Raw genomic sequence first — 14,514 nt, 5'->3', positions numbered from 1 at the left:
CTCAGCCGACCCGGCGCTCCAGCACCTGCCCGGTCCACGTCGGACGGCCCGGCCGCTCCACGGTGAACGGCTCGGTGGCGGTGAACCCGCAGCTCTCGTAGAACCGCACGAGCGCCCGGTCCGGGCTGCGGAAGCAGTCCACCCGCAGCAGGCCGACGCCGCGATCGCGGGCCAGCTCCGCCGCGTACGCCAGCAGCCGCGCCCCGACCCCGCGTCCCGCGTACGCCCGGTCGGTGACCAGCAGGTTCACGTACAGCTCCGGTTCGGTGGCCGGCGGCACGTACTCGGTCGCCGCGCCCACCACCAGCGCGCCCACCACAGTCGCGTCGATCTCGGCGAGGTGCAGCCCGTCCCCGGCCGCCCACGCGTCGGCCTGGGCGATGCGGCGCGGGTCGATCGACGCCGGCTCGGTGCCCCACTGGTCGGTACGCCCGCGTTCGGCCAGCCAGGCGGTGGCGCTGTCGAGCAGCCGCAGCAGCGTGGGGGCGTCGCCGGGTCCACCCGGTCGGATGGTGATGCTCTGCTGGTCGGTCATCCCGCCATGCTGCTACACCGGGCTCAGCCGGGCACCCCGGCGGGTCGTGCCTCCGGCGCCGGCCGGTCCGCGATCGCCCGGCGGGCCAGCGCCGGGGCGGCCAGCCCGGCGGCGGCGAAGATCCCGCCGAGCACCAGCCAGCCGACCGGACCGCCGCCGAGCACCAGCAGCGTGAGCAGGCCCCGGCCGAGCGCCTGGGCCAGCCCGGCGAGCAGGCCGTCCGCGCCCTGGTAGGCGCCGATCGCATCCGGCGGGGCCAGGTCGTAGGCGAGGCCCGCGCCGGCCGCGCCGTGCCACAGGTCGCCCACCGTCCACACCGCGGTCGCGACGAGCAGCAGGACGACCGCCGGGAGCACCGGCAGGACGCCGGTCACGGCGTAGAGCGGTGTCGCCGCCGCGAGCACCAGCCCGGCCCGGCGCAGCTTCCGGGCGGCCGGCGCGGCACGCTCCGCGCCCCGGCTCAGCCGCACCGCGAGCAGCACGGTGAGGACCGTGTTGACGAGCAGCACCGCCGACACCACAGGCGGTGGCGCGCCGGCCCGGTTCACCGTCCACAGCGGCACGACGAGCACGAGCACCGTCACGTGCGTGCTCAGCACCGCCGACGCGCCGCTGACCGCGAGGAACCGTCCGTCCCGCAGCGGGCCGCCGCGCCGCAGCGTGCCCGGCGTGCGTCGCGCGCCGGCGGCGGCCGGTTGCGGCGGCAGGCGCAGCAGCAGCGCCGCCGAGAGCAGGTAGGTGGCCGCGTTGCCGACGATCAGCACCTGGTACGCCCGGTGCGTGTCCACGGCGAGCGCGATCCCGGCCAGCGCGGTACCGACGGTGATGCCCAGGTTCGCCACCGCGCGCAGCGTGGCGAAGGCGTGCACCCGGCCGTCCGGGCCGCCCACCGCGGCGACGAGCGCCGCCCGTACCGCCAGGTTGCCGGCCACGAGCAGCGCCTCCGGCACCGCCACCGCCAGGAACGCCGGGAACGAGCCGACCATCAGGTACGCCAGCGCGACGACCGCCTGGCCCACCTGGAGGGCGGCCCGGAGCGTACGCGGATCCCACCTGTCGGCCAGCCCGCCCAGCGGCACGCTCGCGCTCAGCCCGACCAGCCCGGCGACTGTGAGTCCGGCACCCACCGAGGTGGCGGAGAGCCCCACGTCCCGGGTCAGGTAGAGCGCCCCGCCCGCCAGCCACAGCCCCGCGCCGACGGTGTTGGCCAGCGTGGCGTACGCGAGCGTGCGCAGCGGGCCGGGCGGCGGGAGCGGCGAGACGCGTCCCATCAGCGGGGTCCGGCGAGGGTCATGGGGTGGACGCTAGGACTGTTCCGGCGGGCAGGGAGCCCCGCTCGGGGCGACGCCTGTCACACCGCGAGCCCGCCGGGGCGTCGCCGCCGCTGGTCACCGCCGAGCCACCCGGAGCACGGTTCGGGAAATCCGCTCGCCTGCCGGTCCCCGCTCTGCCAGGGTCGGCGCCGTGGAGCGCAGCAGGAACGCCCGGGCCGGGGAACTGACCGAGGTGCAGCGGATCGAGGTGGCCTCCGGCGCCCCGTTCCGGGAGATCGGCATGACCCTGGTGGCCGACATGCCACCGCTGCCGGTGGAGGCGCTGGCCGCCGGGCAGCGCGCCGGACGGCTGTGGGTGGCGACCGACCCGGCCGACCGGCCGATCGCGTTCGTACTGGCCGATCTGGTCGACGGCGCGGCGCACGTGCAGCAGCTCAGCGTCGACCCGGCGTACGCCCGGCGTGGCATCGGGCGGCGTCTGCTCGACCGGGTGGCGGAGTGGGCGTCGTCGCAGGGGTTGCCGGCGCTGACGCTGACCACGTTCCGCTCGGTGCCGTGGAACGGGCCCTACTACGTGCGGTGCGGTTTCCGCGAGCTGAGCGGGACGGAGTTGACGGCGGGCCTGATCGAGTTGCTGGCCGCCGAGGCGGCGCTGGGCCTCGACCCGGCCGAGCGGATCGCGATGCGCCGCCCCGTCCCCCGCACGGGGGCCGGGAGCGGTCAACCGGTCGACCGGGGCCGCGTCCCGTGCCACGATCGCGCGGTGTCCGCCCCCGTGAACACCCTGCTGCGCCGGCAGTTCGACCTGACCTGGGCGCTCGCCGAGTACCACCTCGACCGGCTGGAGCCGGCGGACTTCCTCTGGGAGCCGGGGAGACTCTGCTGGACCATGCGTCCCGGCCCGGACGGCGGGTGGCGGCCCGACTGGGCCGACACCGAGCCGGACCCGGTCCCGGTGCCCACGATCGCGTGGCTGACCTGGCACATCGGCTGGTGGTGGTCGGTCGCCGCCGACCACGTGCGGCGGCGGCCGGCGCGGGAACGCGACGACATCCGGTGGCCCGGGCCGGGCGACGACACGGTCGTCTGGCTGCGGGAGCTGCGGACGGAGTGGACCGACGCGCTGGACGGGCTGACCGCTGACGACCTGGACCGGCCGGCCGCGTACCCCTGGCCCGCCGACGCCGGGCTCACCGTCGCGGACCTGGCCGCGTGGGTGAACGCCGAGCTGATGAAGAACGTGGCCGAGATCGGGCAGCTCCGGTTGCTGCGGGCGGCGGGGCGGCCGGCCTGAGCGGGGGCGTGCTCAGTGCGCGCCGCCGAGGTTGAGCACCACCACCCCGGCGATGACCAGCCCCGCCCCGACCACCTTCGCCACGCTCAGCGGCTCGCCCAGGAACGCCGCGCCGATCGCCATGATGGCGGCGGTGCCGAGGCCGGACCAGACCGCGTACGCGACGCCGACCGGGATGTCCTTCACGGCCAGCGAGAGCAGCCCGAACGCGGACAGGTACGCCACGGCGAGGCCGAGCGTGGGCCAGAGCCGGGTGAAGCCGTCGGTGGCCTTGAGCAGACTGGTGCCGATCACCTCGGCGGTGATCGCGCCGAGCAGGAACAGGTACGCCATCGCAGGACCGTACCCGGTCCTGCGATGGCGCCCGGTCAGCTCGGTCAGCTCGGTCAGGAGACCGTGCAGGCCTTTCCGTTCAGGGTGACCAGCCCCGGATCCGGGTTCGGGAAACGGGACGCGGTGCCGTTGAAGCCGAACGTGGTGGACGCGCCCGGCGCCAGCTTCGCGTTCCACGACAGGTTCTTCGCGGTGACCGTGGCTCCGCTCTGGCCGAGCTGCGCCGACCAGGCCTGGCTCACCTTCTGGTCGCCGAGGAAGGCCCACCGCAGGTTCCAGCCGTTCACCGCCGTCGTGCCGGTGTTGCGCACCGTCACCTGGGTGGTGAAGCCGGACGGCCAGCTCCCGTGCGTGGTGTAGGTGACCGCGCAGGACGGCGCCGGCACCGCGCCGGCGTCACCCTGGTCGGCCAGGAACGACGCGAGCCACGCCAGCGCCGAGTTCCAGTTGATCGCCACCTCGTTCGTCGCGTACGAGTTGATGTCGTCGACGTAGCAGAACATCGGCGCGCACCCGGCGAGCAGGTTCGCCGCGAACGGGTCCTGGAGCGCGGCGTTCGGACCACCGGCGAGCGAGCCGGCCGGCGGGCGCGGCAGGTCCGGGTTCAGCTGGTGGCCGAAGATCCGGCTGTGCTGGTTGCGGGCGTGCTGCTCGCCCCACCCGGTCACGTACGACATGTTCAGCGCGTTGCGGCCGAACAGGTAGTCGGCGGCCTGCACCGCGCCGTCCCGGTACTTCGCGTCCCGGCTCAGGTCGAACGCGGTGGCCAGCACGATCGCGTTGTTCACCAGGTTGCTGTTGCTGCCCCAGACGTACGCGTCGGCGCTGCCCGGGAACGGCAGCCCGTACGCCTGGCCGGCGATCGTGGCCAGGTAGCTGTCGGCGGCGGCGGTGATGGACTCGCGGATGCGGGTCTTCTCCGCGGCGGGCAGCGTGTTCGGCACGGTGGCCAGGTCCAGGCGGCCCAGCGCGGCGACGCTCTGCCAGCCGAACGCGCCGCTCGGGGCGAACACGTCGGCGGTGTGCAGCGGCGAACCGGTGACGTCGGCCAGGTACGCCTTGTCGCCGGTGGTCAGCCACAGCTCGGCGGCGGCCCAGTAGAACTCGTCGCTGACGTTGGTGTCGTCGTACGCGCCGCCGCCGGTGCTGTCGCTGGCCGGGGCGTAGATCGCCGGGTTCGCCTTGGCCGCCGCGTACGCGGTCTTCGCGGCGGTGCCGCAGCGCGCGGCGAACGCGGCGTCGTACGGGGCGTACAGCCGCTGGCACTGCGCCGCGACGGCGGCCAGGTTCAGCGTGGCGGCGGTGGACGGCGCGTGCAGCTCGCGCGGCTGCGGGTCGTCCTGGGGCGACAGCGGCAGGCCGGTCCAGTTCCGGTCGTGGATCTTGTGGTGGACCATCCCGGCCAGCGGCTTGCCCGCCGGCACCTGCATGCGCAGCAGGAACTCCAGCTCCCAGCGGGCCTCGTCGAGCACGTCCGGCACGTCGTTGCCGCGCTCGGGCAGCCGCAGCGTGGAGTCGCCCAGGGCGGCGCCGCCGTCGGCGGTCTCGGCGGTCTTGGTCCGCTCGAAGGTGCTCAGCAGCTGGTAGGTGGCGATGCCGCCGTTGACGACGTACTTGCCGTGGTCACCGGCGTCGTACCAGCCGCCGCGCACGTCCAGCGAGTAGTCGCAGACGCCGGCCTGGCACGGCACGTCGGTGTCGCCCTGGTTGGGCTCGACGCCCAGGTGGCCGGCCGGGCGGGCGTACTCCTCGCCGATCAGGTCGCCGTCGATGGCGATGCCGCTGCGCTGGGCGTAGAAGAACTGCAGCGAGTCGGCGCGCAGCCGGTCGTAGAGCGCGCCGGAGATGTCGAACGGGTGGCTGGTCTCGCCGTCCACGGTCAGCGTGTAGCCGGTGCCCGGCTTGCGGTAGGCGGAGAAGTCGACGGTCTGCACGTTCTGCGCCGAGGCGGCGTCGGTGCCGCGCGGCGTGGTCTGCCCGCTGGCGACCACCGCGCCGGCCCCCGACTTGAGCTGCCACGGCAGCGCGTCGGTGGCCTCGGTGACCACAGTCGCGTGCTTCGGCCCGCCGGGCAGGTAGCCGACCTGGTTGACCCGGACCCGGGGACCGGTGTCCGGCTCGTACGGCGGTGCCGGCTCCCCGCCGCGCAGCGACACGTTGTCCAGGCAGAACGTCTGCGCCTGGGCGCTGCCGCCGACCTGGAAGATCAGCTGGGCGGTGGGGTTGTCCGCCGGGGAGGTGAACGTGGTGGTGACGCGCTGGGCGGTGCCGGTGGCTGTGGCGTCGACGCTCGCGTACGTGGTGTAGGGGGCGCTGCCGAGCTGGAGCACCGCCTTGACGGCCGCGCCGGGGGTCGCGGAGACGTCGAAGGACAACTCGTACTCGGCGCCCTGGGTCAGCGGCACCGCGTCCTGGCCGATGCCGGCGTCCCACGGGTTGGCGGTGCCCGCCGCGACGGAGGTGCAGAGCCGGCCGTCGACGACCGCGAGGTCGCCGGTGCCGTACGAGAACCAGGGTGAGACACCGGCGCTGAAGTCGCCGTTGCGGAGTTGTTCGGGGGCGTCCGGCGGCACCTCGGCGCTCGCCGGGCCGGCGGTGAGGCCGGTGAGCGCCAGCGTGGTGGCCGCGAGTGCGGCGAGCCGACGACGGGATCGGGTCACGGAGGTTCCTTCCGTGCTCGGGGGTGGTGGGGGAGACCGGAAGCTGGGAGCGCTCCCAATATCAGCCCGATGTTTCCATCGCGTTCCGCCGCTGTCAATCGATCCGGCCCGATGAGCGCCGCGCGCCCGCGCGCGGTTCGATTCGGCGCGCCACGTACGATGTCAGTGATCTCCTAGAGACATCCGAGCCCTCGACCTGGCAGGCTGCGACCCATGACCCTGAAGCTTCGTTCCGTCGGAGCGAGCGACCGTGGGCTGATCCGCAGCGGTAACCAGGACGCTCAGCACGCGGGCGCCTGGCTGGTCGCGGTCGCCGACGGCATGGGCGGCATGGCGGCCGGCGACCTGGCCAGCCGCATCGCCATCGACGCGGTCGCCCCGCTGGACGTGGAGACGCCGGAGCACGCGCTCGTCGCCGCGCTCCAGGGCGGGATCGAGCTGGCCACCGCGCGGATCCGCCAGGCCGTCGAGGAGGACCCGGAACGCCAGGGCATGGGTACCACGCTCACCGCGCTGCTGTTCGCCCGTACCGGCAGCTGCCTCGCGCTGGCGCACGTCGGCGACTCCCGGGCCTACCTCTACCGCGAGGGCGTGCTCAAGCAGGTCACCCGCGACGACACGTTCGTGCAGATGCTCGTCGACCAGGGCGTCATCACCGCCGAGCAGGCCAGCAGCCACCCCCGCCGGGCGGTGGTGACCCAGGCGCTGCAGGGCGACGAGGTCTCCCCGTCGTACGCCACGATGGTGCCCCGGGCCGGTGACCGCTGGCTGCTGTGCAGCGACGGCCTCTCCAACGTGGTCCGCGCGGACACGCTCACCGAGGTGCTCAGCGAGCAGCCGGGACGCGACGCCTGCGCGGCCCGGCTGATCGACCTGGCGCTGCGGGCCGGCGGCCCGGACAACATCACCGTCGTGATCGCCGACGTCGTCGAGGAGTAGCCCTCACCGACGTCGTGGGCTCGCCCGGCGGGTCGGCTCGGCGGTGGTCGGGTCCTCCGGCCAGGGATGGCGCGGGTAGCGCCCGCGCAGCTCCGCCCGCACCTGCGGGTATCCGCTGCGCCAGAACGACGCCAGGTCGGCGGTGACCGCCACCGGCCGCCCGGCGGGGGAGAGCAGGTGCAGCAGCACCGGCACCCGCCCGTCGGCGATGCGCGGCACGTCCCGCCAGCCGAACGTCTCCTGGAGCTTGACGGCCAGCACCGGGGCGGCCGGGTCGGCGTAGTCGACCCGGATCCGCGAGCCGCTGGGCACCTCGAGCCGCTCCGGGGCCAGCTCGTCCAGCCGCGCCGCCTGCCGCCAGTCCAGCAGCCGCCGCAACGCCGCCGTCACGTCCACCCGGCCGAGGTCGGCCCGGCGCCGGGCGCGGGCCAGCTCCGGGCCGAGCCAGACGGGTGCGCCATCCAGCAGCGCCGCGTCGGAGACGTCCGGCCAGTCGTCGCCGAGCGCCTGGCGGCAGAAGGCCAGCCGGCGGCGCAGCGCGGTCGCCTCCGGCGTCCAGCGCAACAGCCCTGTCCCCTCCTGCCGCAGCCCGTCCAGCAGCGCCGCCGCGACCAGCTCCGGTTCCGGCGCGGTGAGCGGCCGGTCGACCAGCTCGACCGCGCCGAGCCGGACCACCTCGCGGGCCACCACGTCCCCGCCGGACCAGGCCACCTCCCGTCCGGCGCGCAGCAGCGCCGCCCCGGCCTCCCGGGCGGTCGCCTCGTCGATCGGGGCGGCCAGCCGCACCCGGGCGGCCGGCGCGCCGGGGGAGCGGTCGGCCACCGCGACGGCCAGCCACGCCGCTCCGGCCAGCGCCGACCCGGGGGCCAGCTCCGCGGCGGTCCCGCCGGCCATCAGGTACGCGGACCCGCCCGGCCGCCGCGCCCGGGCCAGCCGTTCCGGGTACGCCAGCCCGGCGAGCAGCCCCGCGGCCAGATCGTCGGGCAGGCGCTCCCGCTCGTGTCCGGCCGGCCGCCCGGCGTCGCGCCGTTGCGCCGCCCGCCCGGCGGGCGCGCCGGTCTGTCGCCGGTCCGCCGGGCCTGCGGGTGAGCCGGGGCGCTCGTCCGCGCCGTCGGCGGGCAGGGCGGCGCGCAGGCGGCGTACCTCGGTGCGCCACCGCGCGGTGGCGGCCGGGTCGGTGCCGTCCCGCAGCCGCCGCCAGCGGGCGGGCAGGTCGTCCCCCGTGCCGCCCAGCGTGTCCTCGCCGAGGATCGCCACCACCTGGGCGGCCCGTTCGGCGCCGACCCGGGGCGCGCCGTCCAGCAGCGCCCGCGCCAGCCGGGGATGTGTGCCCGCCGCCGCTACCGCCCGCCCCCGCGCGGTGATCCGGCCGTCGTGGTCCACCGCGCCGAGGGTGGTCAGCGTCTCCCGCGCCACCGTCAGCGCGGCCGGCGGCGGTGGGTCGGGCAGCGCCAGCCCGGTGCCGTCCGGTGTGCCCCAGGCGGCCAGCTCCAGCGCGAACCCGGTCAGGTCGGCGGTGGCGATCTCCGGTTCGGGCTGCGGGGCGAGTCGCTCGTGCGTCGCCTCCGACCAGCAGCGGTAGACGGCACCCGGCGCCTCCCGTCCGGCCCGGCCGGCGCGCTGGGTGGCCCCCGCCCGGGACACCGGCACAGTCACCAGCGCGCCCAGCCCTCGGGCCAGGTCGGTGCGCGGCACCCGGCTCAGTCCGGCATCCACCACGACCCGGACGCCGGGCACGGTCAGGCTGCTCTCGGCCACCGCCGTCGCCAGCACCACGCGCCGCCCGGCGGCCGGGGTGAGCGCCGCGTCCTGGGCGGGCCCGGGCAGCCGTCCGTGCAACGGCAGCACCGCGACCTCGCGCAGGCCGCCCAGCCGACCGGCCACGGCGGCGATCTCACCCGCGCCGGGCAGGAAGACCAGCACGTCGCCGTCGCGTTCGCGCAGCGCCCGGCGCACGGTGGCGGCGACGTGGTCGAGCAGCGCCGGATCGACCCGGCCCGCACCGGGCGGCGTCACCGGGCGCGGCGGCGGCGCCCACACCCGCTCGACCGGGTGCAGCGCGGCCTCGGCGCGTACCACGGGGGCGGGGTCGCCGGCGCCGAGCAGCGCCGCGAACCGGTCGGTCTGCGGGGTGGCCGACATCGCCAGCAGCCACAGGTCGGGGCGCAGCGTCGCGCGGGCCTCGACGCTGAACGCCAGCGCCAGGTCGGCGTCGAGGTGCCGTTCGTGGCACTCGTCGAGCACTACCGCGTCCACGCCGGGCAGTTCCGGGTCGTGGTGCAGGCGGCGGACCAGCAGGCCGGTGGTGACCACCTCGACCCGGGTACGCGGCCCGGCCCGGCGCTCGCCGCGCACCGCGTACCCGATCCGGCCCCCGACCCGCTCGCCGAGCAGGGCGGCCATCCGGTGCGCGGCGGCGCGGGCGGCCACCCGCCGGGGCTGGGCGATCACCACGCGGCCGGTGACCGCGTCGGCGACCGCGAGCGGCGCGGTGGTGGTCTTGCCGGTGCCCGGCGGCGCCACCAGGACGGCGGCGCCGCGCTCGCGCAGCGCGTCGACGAGCGCCGGCAGGACCGGGCGGACCGGCAGGTCGAGCGGGATGTCGGCGAGCACCGACCCACTCTCGCACCGCACCGCCGGACGGGCCGCGCCGCCCCCGGGACGCGGAACGGCCCGGCCGGCGCACCGCCGACCGGGCCGGGTGGGCCGCCGCGCCGGGTCCGCCGACCCGGCTGCGGCCCCCCTTGCTAGTACGTTCCGTCGAGCTGACCGCGCAGCTTGGTCAGGGCCCGGGCCAGCAGCCGGGACACGTGCATCTGCGAGACGCCGATCTGCTCGGCGATCTGCGACTGGGTCAGGTTGCCGTAGAAGCGCAGCGTGAGGATCTTCTGCTCGCGCTGGTCGAGCGTGGCGAGCGCCGGGCCGAGGGCGACCCGCATCTCGGCCAGCTCGAACTCGCCGTCCTCGCCGCCGAGCAGGTCGCCCAGCTCGGTGGCCCGCTCGCCGTCGCCGGTCGGGGTGGACAGCGACACCGCGTTGTACGCGCGGGCGCCCTCCAGACCCTCCAGCACCTCTTCCTCGGTGAGCTTGAGGTGGGCGGCGATGTCGGCGACAGTCGGCGAGCGGCCGAGCGTCTGGAGCAGCGTGCTGTTGGCGTCGGAGATCGCCAGGCGCAGCTCCTGGAGCCGGCGGGGCACCCGGATGTCCCAGGTGCGGTCGCGGAAGTGGCGCTTCAGCTCGCCGATGATGGTGGGGATGGCGTAGCCGGCGAAGTCGACGCCGCGCGACGGGTCGAACTTGTCGATCGCCTTGATCAGGCCGATCGCGGCGGTCTGCGCCAGGTCGTCGTTGGGCTCGCCCCGGCCGCTGTAGCGGTGGGCCAGGTGGTTCGCCAGCGGCAGCCACGCCTCGATGGCACGGTCGCGCAGCGCGGGCCGCGACGGGTGGTCGGCGGGCAGCGCGGCCATCGCGGCGAGCAGGTCGGCGGCGCTGTCGGTGAGCGAGCGGGGGTCGAGCTTCGTGGCGGCGGCCGGCGTGGTCGCCGGTGCGCTGATCGTGGGAGCGGTCATGGGTGGTCCTCCCTGCACCTCGTCCACGGAAGAAAAAAGACGTGACGCTTAGGTTTAGGTTTCTGTCGTACGTTCGGAAGCCACCATAGCCCGATCGTGCTGCGGAAATCTAGCCGAAAGTACGATGTACTTAAGGTGTAAGCAGCCATGAAAGGTGTGAGCCGGTCGATATCGCGCTCGGCGAGGTGGCGGGTGGCGGTGACCGGTCGGCCCCGGCCGTACCCCGAGCGGTCAACGTGGAATCCGACACGTGGGCGAAGTGTCGCCTTTCTGTCGTTGTCCCGCCGACGGGACCGCCCGTAGCGTCCGTAGCGACACGTCAACGGAGGCACCGTGCTCGATCCCGCCGCGCCGCAACTCGTCATCAACGCCCGGACGCTGCTGTTCAGCTGGCTCCCGGCGGATCCCCGCGCGGTCGACACGCTGCTGCCCGCCGGGCTGCGCCCGCACCCGCAGCGTCAGGTGTTCGTCAACCAGTACGTGGTCGACGACGAGACGCAGACCTCCGGCTTCGGCGCGTACTCGCTCACCTACCTGGGTGTCTCACTGGCGGACATGGACCCGCCCGACGGCGAGACACCGGGCGGCTGGTGGACGCACTACCTCGCCTCCAGCGAGCGGGTCCGGCAGTACGCCGCCGCACGAGGCGCGCCGGCCGCCGCCGGAGAGACCCGCCTCGACCTGCGGGGCGATCAGCTCACCGCCGAGACCCGGGCCGCCGACGGCACGCTGCTGATCCGGGTCACCGCCCGGGTCGGGCACACCGGCACCGAGGCGCACATGGGCCACCACCGCTACCTCACCCGCAGCGACGGCGAACTGATCGTCACCGACTACCCGTACGTGGCCGAGCCGGTGTCACCGTTCGAGGTCGAGTCGGTGGAGTTCCCGGCCCCGGAGCACCCGGTCCACGCGCTGCGTCCGGCCAACCCGCTGCACGTGTGCTGGGGCTTCTACTCACCGCGCGTGTCGTTCGCGTACCCGGCCCGTCCGAACGTGCCGGACGAGCCGGCCGACCTTCACCAGGTGCCGGCGCGCCGGGCCCGCAGCGGCCTGCCGTCCGGGTCGTAGACCAGCCGGTACGCGGGCAGCGCCCAGAGCCGCGTACGCCACGGCAACCGCTCCGGGCGGTGCGGCCGCAGCCGGCCCGGCGGACGGGGACCGGCCCGGCCCCCGGCGTGCCAGCGGTCCAGCTCGTCGGCCGCCGCGGTGATCGCCGCCACCGCGTCCGCCGGGTCCAGCAGGTCGTCGTCCTGCGCGCCGCCGGGATCGCGGTCCAGGTGCTCGCGCCACAGCCGCAGCCGCAGGTCGCGGGCGAACACGCGGGCGCCGTCGCCCAGCCCGGCCGGATCGGCCGGCGCCCGCTCGTCACGGGTGTCGTCGAGCACCGCGCAGGACAGCTCGCTGTCGTGCGTCCAGGACCGGCGGTTGAAGTTGTCGCTGCCCACGCTGGCCCAGACGTCGTCCACCACGCAGACCTTCGCGTGTACGTACACCGGTGTGCCGTCATGGTTCTCCACGTCGAACACGTGCACCCGCTCCGGCGCGGCCCGGTGGCACAGTGACAGCGCCTGCTCCCGGCCGACCATGTTCGGCGGCAGCGCGAGCCGGCCGTCCACGTCCGGGTGCCGGGGCACGACCGCCACCAGGTGCAGATCCGGGTGCTCGTGCAGCGCCTGCGCGAACAGCTCCGCCACCTCGGTCGACCAGAGGTACTGGTCCTCCAGGTAGATCAGCCGCCGGGCCCGGCGTACCGCCTTGGTGTAGCCGCGGGCCACTGTGCGCTCGCCGTCGGGGGCGAACGAGTAGCGGGGCCGCACCGCCGGGTAGGTGCGCAGCACCTGCACGTGGTGCGGCCCGCACGGCGGCGGGTCGGCGGGCTGCTCGGGCAGCGGATCCGGGCGCAGGTCGGAGCCACGCAGCCGGTCCCGCAGGTACGCCATCGGGTTCTCCGAGTCCAGCGGCATCGGGTCGGTCCACCGCTCGCGGAACGTGGTGTCGAGCGCGCCGACCACCGGCCCGCGCACCGCGAGCTGCACGTCGTGCCAGGGCGGCGTGGGGCCGTACCGGGGGGACATGCCCACCGGCTGCGGGTCGCCGGCGTGATCGGCGTCGTCGCGGCGGCTGTGGCACAGGTCGATGCCGCCGGCGAAGGCGATGTCCCGGCTCGGGTCGCCGGGACGGCGCAGCACGACGAGCTTCTGGTGGTGCGAGCCGCCGCGCCGGACCCGCTGGTCGAGCAGCACCTCGCCGCCGGCCGCGCGGATCGCCTCGCTGAGGTCGCGGTTCTCCGCCTCGCTGTAGGAGAGCGTGTCGAGGTGGGAGCGCCAGACCAGGCCCTTGACGATCACGCCGCGCTGGGCGGCCCGGGCGAACAACTGCGCCACCGTCGGGCCGTCCGGGCGCATCCGCTCGTCCGGGTCGCCACGCCAGTCGGTGAAGAACAGGTGATCGCCCGCCGACAGCGACTCCACCTCGCTGATCAGGCGGTCGAAGTACGCGGCACCGTGAATCAGCGGCTCGGCGAGGTTTCCATCGGTCCAGACGGGTAATTCAGAGCCCGGGTTGGCGCGTTCCTGTGCGGTGAGGAACCAGTCCCGCAGAGTCACGTTCCACCCCCCGAGGTCGACGACGTCCTCACACGGTAGGACCCCCGGCAGGGCCCCGCACGTCGAGCAGCAGGTCGGCGTCGGTGCGCGCGTCAGGGGTGCGCCGGACCCCTGGACCGCGAAACCGAGGAGGCACCGACATGCCCGCCGAGACGACGAACACCGTGACCGACCGCGAGCAGGCGGTGGAGGGGGAGCGGGGTGCGCTGGTGGCGGTCCTGTTGATGGTGATCCTCGGGGTGGCCGGGATCTTCGCCGTCTCCTGAGACCGCGGCCGGGCGCCCCGGCGAACCGGGGCGCCCGTAGCAGGTCAGGGCCGGTCGCCCTGGCCGTCGCTGTGCGGCACCCGCCCGGACGGGACCACCCCGAGCCGGCCGGCCTGGAAGTCCTCGACCGCCTGGATCAGCTCGGCCCGGGTGTTCATCACGAACGGGCCGTAGTGCGCCACCGGCTCGCGGATCGGCTGGCCGCCCATCAGGTAGAGCTCCAGCGCCGGTGCGTTGGAGTCCTGCGCCCGGTCGGCGGTGATCCGCAGCGCCTCACCGGGCCCGTGCACGGCGAGCTGGCCGAGGTGGATCGGCCGCCGGTCGGTGCCGACGGTGCCGCGGCCGGCCAGCACGTACACCAGCGCGTTGAAGTCCGACCGCCACGGCAGGCTCAGCTCGGCGCCGGGCTGCAACGTGACGTGCGCGATGGTGATCGGCGTGTGCGTCGAACCAGGGCCCCGGTGCCCGGCGACCTCCCCGGCGATGACCCGGATCAGGCCGCCGCCGTCGGGCGTGGTCAGCAGCGCCGACTCCCGGCCGCGGATGTCCTGGTAGCGGGGCGCGCTCATCTTCGCCACCCGGGGCAGGTTGACCCAGAGCTGGAGGCCGTGGAACAGCCCGCCGCTCATCACCAGGTGCTCCGGCGGCGCCTCGATGTGCAACAGACCACTGCCGGCCGTCATCCACTGGGTGTCGCCGTCGGTGATGGTGCCGCCGCCACCGGTCGAGTCCTGGTGGTCCATGATCCCGTCGATCATGTAGGTGACCGTCTCGAAGCCGCGGTGCGGGTGCCAGGAGGTGCCCTTCGGCTCACCCGGCGCGTAGTCGACCTCGCCCATCTGGTCGAGGTGGATGAACGGGTCCAGCTCGGTCATCGGCACCCCGGCGAAGGCCCGGCGGACCGGGAAGCCCTCGCCCTCGTACCCGCTGGGCGCGGTGGTGACCCGGCGGACCGCGCGGTATTCGGTCGCCTCGCCGAGCTTCGGCAGGCGGGGCAGGACGAGGACGTCGTCGACGGTGATCGCGGGCATCGCG

The 14,514-nt window shown here is 75.2% G+C and carries 12 protein-coding genes; 4 read left to right on the top strand and 8 right to left on the bottom strand.

Annotated features, from left to right (window positions below; genetic code table 11):
- Position 1 precedes the first annotated feature (1 nt).
- Positions 2–535 (bottom strand): GNAT family N-acetyltransferase, encoded by a 534-nt coding sequence (locus M8C11_RS05475; RefSeq protein WP_252448632.1) that lies wholly within the window; start codon positions 533–535, stop codon positions 2–4.
- A gap of 23 nt (positions 536–558) precedes the next feature.
- Positions 559–1,806 carry an MFS transporter gene (locus tag M8C11_RS05470; RefSeq protein ID WP_252448631.1) on the bottom strand — a complete coding sequence of 416 codons (1,248 nt, stop codon included), beginning with the start codon at positions 1,804–1,806 and terminating at the stop codon, positions 559–561.
- A 193-nt stretch (positions 1,807–1,999) separates the two neighbouring features.
- Here M8C11_RS05470 and M8C11_RS05465 point away from each other — a divergent pair, with 193 nt between their 5' ends.
- Positions 2,000–3,103, top strand: a complete 1,104-nt coding sequence (locus M8C11_RS05465) for a GNAT family N-acetyltransferase (protein WP_252448630.1) — start codon at positions 2,000–2,002, stop codon at positions 3,101–3,103.
- 12 nt (positions 3,104–3,115) lie between these two features.
- On the opposite strand, the gene M8C11_RS05460 is transcribed toward M8C11_RS05465, so the two are convergent.
- Positions 3,116–3,436 carry a multidrug efflux SMR transporter gene (locus M8C11_RS05460; protein WP_069089914.1) on the bottom strand — a complete coding sequence of 107 codons (321 nt, stop codon included), beginning with the start codon at positions 3,434–3,436 and terminating at the stop codon, positions 3,116–3,118.
- A 53-nt stretch (positions 3,437–3,489) separates the two neighbouring features.
- Positions 3,490–6,096: a glycoside hydrolase family 9 protein gene (locus M8C11_RS05455; RefSeq protein WP_252448629.1), complete on the bottom strand. Its 2,607-nt coding sequence runs from the start codon at positions 6,094–6,096 to the stop codon at positions 3,490–3,492.
- A gap of 213 nt (positions 6,097–6,309) precedes the next feature.
- On the opposite strand from M8C11_RS05455, the gene M8C11_RS05450 reads away from it, so the two are divergent.
- The gene (locus tag M8C11_RS05450) at positions 6,310–7,035 is read left to right on the top strand and encodes a PP2C family serine/threonine-protein phosphatase (RefSeq protein ID WP_252448628.1); all 726 of its coding nucleotides are present in this window, start codon (positions 6,310–6,312) and stop codon (positions 7,033–7,035) included.
- Between the two features lie 3 nt (positions 7,036–7,038).
- Here the strand turns inward: M8C11_RS05450 and hrpB are convergent, their stop codons facing one another.
- Both hrpB and M8C11_RS05440 read right to left on the bottom strand, forming a co-directional pair.
- On the bottom strand, positions 7,039–9,648 hold the full coding sequence (hrpB, locus tag M8C11_RS05445; protein WP_252448627.1) for an ATP-dependent helicase HrpB: 2,610 nt from the start codon (positions 9,646–9,648) through the stop codon (positions 7,039–7,041).
- 134 nt (positions 9,649–9,782) lie between these two features.
- Positions 9,783–10,604, bottom strand: coding sequence for a SigB/SigF/SigG family RNA polymerase sigma factor (locus M8C11_RS05440; protein ID WP_252448626.1), 822 nt, complete (start codon positions 10,602–10,604; stop codon positions 9,783–9,785).
- A gap of 333 nt (positions 10,605–10,937) precedes the next feature.
- On the opposite strand from M8C11_RS05440, the gene M8C11_RS05435 reads away from it, so the two are divergent.
- Positions 10,938–11,675 carry a hypothetical protein gene (locus M8C11_RS05435; RefSeq protein WP_252448625.1) on the top strand — a complete coding sequence of 246 codons (738 nt, stop codon included), beginning with the start codon at positions 10,938–10,940 and terminating at the stop codon, positions 11,673–11,675.
- Here M8C11_RS05435 and M8C11_RS05430 read toward each other — a convergent pair.
- Positions 11,624–13,213: a phospholipase D-like domain-containing protein gene (locus M8C11_RS05430; RefSeq protein ID WP_252448624.1), complete on the bottom strand. Its 1,590-nt coding sequence runs from the start codon at positions 13,211–13,213 to the stop codon at positions 11,624–11,626. The genes M8C11_RS05435 and M8C11_RS05430 overlap by 52 nt on opposite strands.
- Positions 13,214–13,353: 140 nt before the next feature.
- Here M8C11_RS05430 and M8C11_RS30195 point away from each other — a divergent pair, with 140 nt between their 5' ends.
- Positions 13,354–13,479 (top strand): hypothetical protein, encoded by a 126-nt coding sequence (locus M8C11_RS30195; RefSeq protein ID WP_255498982.1) that lies wholly within the window; start codon positions 13,354–13,356, stop codon positions 13,477–13,479.
- Positions 13,480–13,523: 44 nt separating this feature from the next.
- Here M8C11_RS30195 and M8C11_RS05425 read toward each other — a convergent pair whose 3' ends face one another.
- Complete coding sequence (locus tag M8C11_RS05425; RefSeq protein WP_252448623.1) at positions 13,524–14,510, bottom strand: pirin family protein; 987 nt, start codon at positions 14,508–14,510, stop codon at positions 13,524–13,526.
- Positions 14,511–14,514: the final 4 nt, after the last annotated feature.

The organism is Micromonospora sp. CPM1 (assembly GCF_023896895.1).
Classification (GTDB): Bacteria; Actinomycetota; Actinomycetes; order Mycobacteriales; family Micromonosporaceae; genus Micromonospora; species Micromonospora tulbaghiae.
Note: the sequence above shows the minus strand (reverse complement) of the source record. Positions and strands in the feature narration are given on the sequence as shown.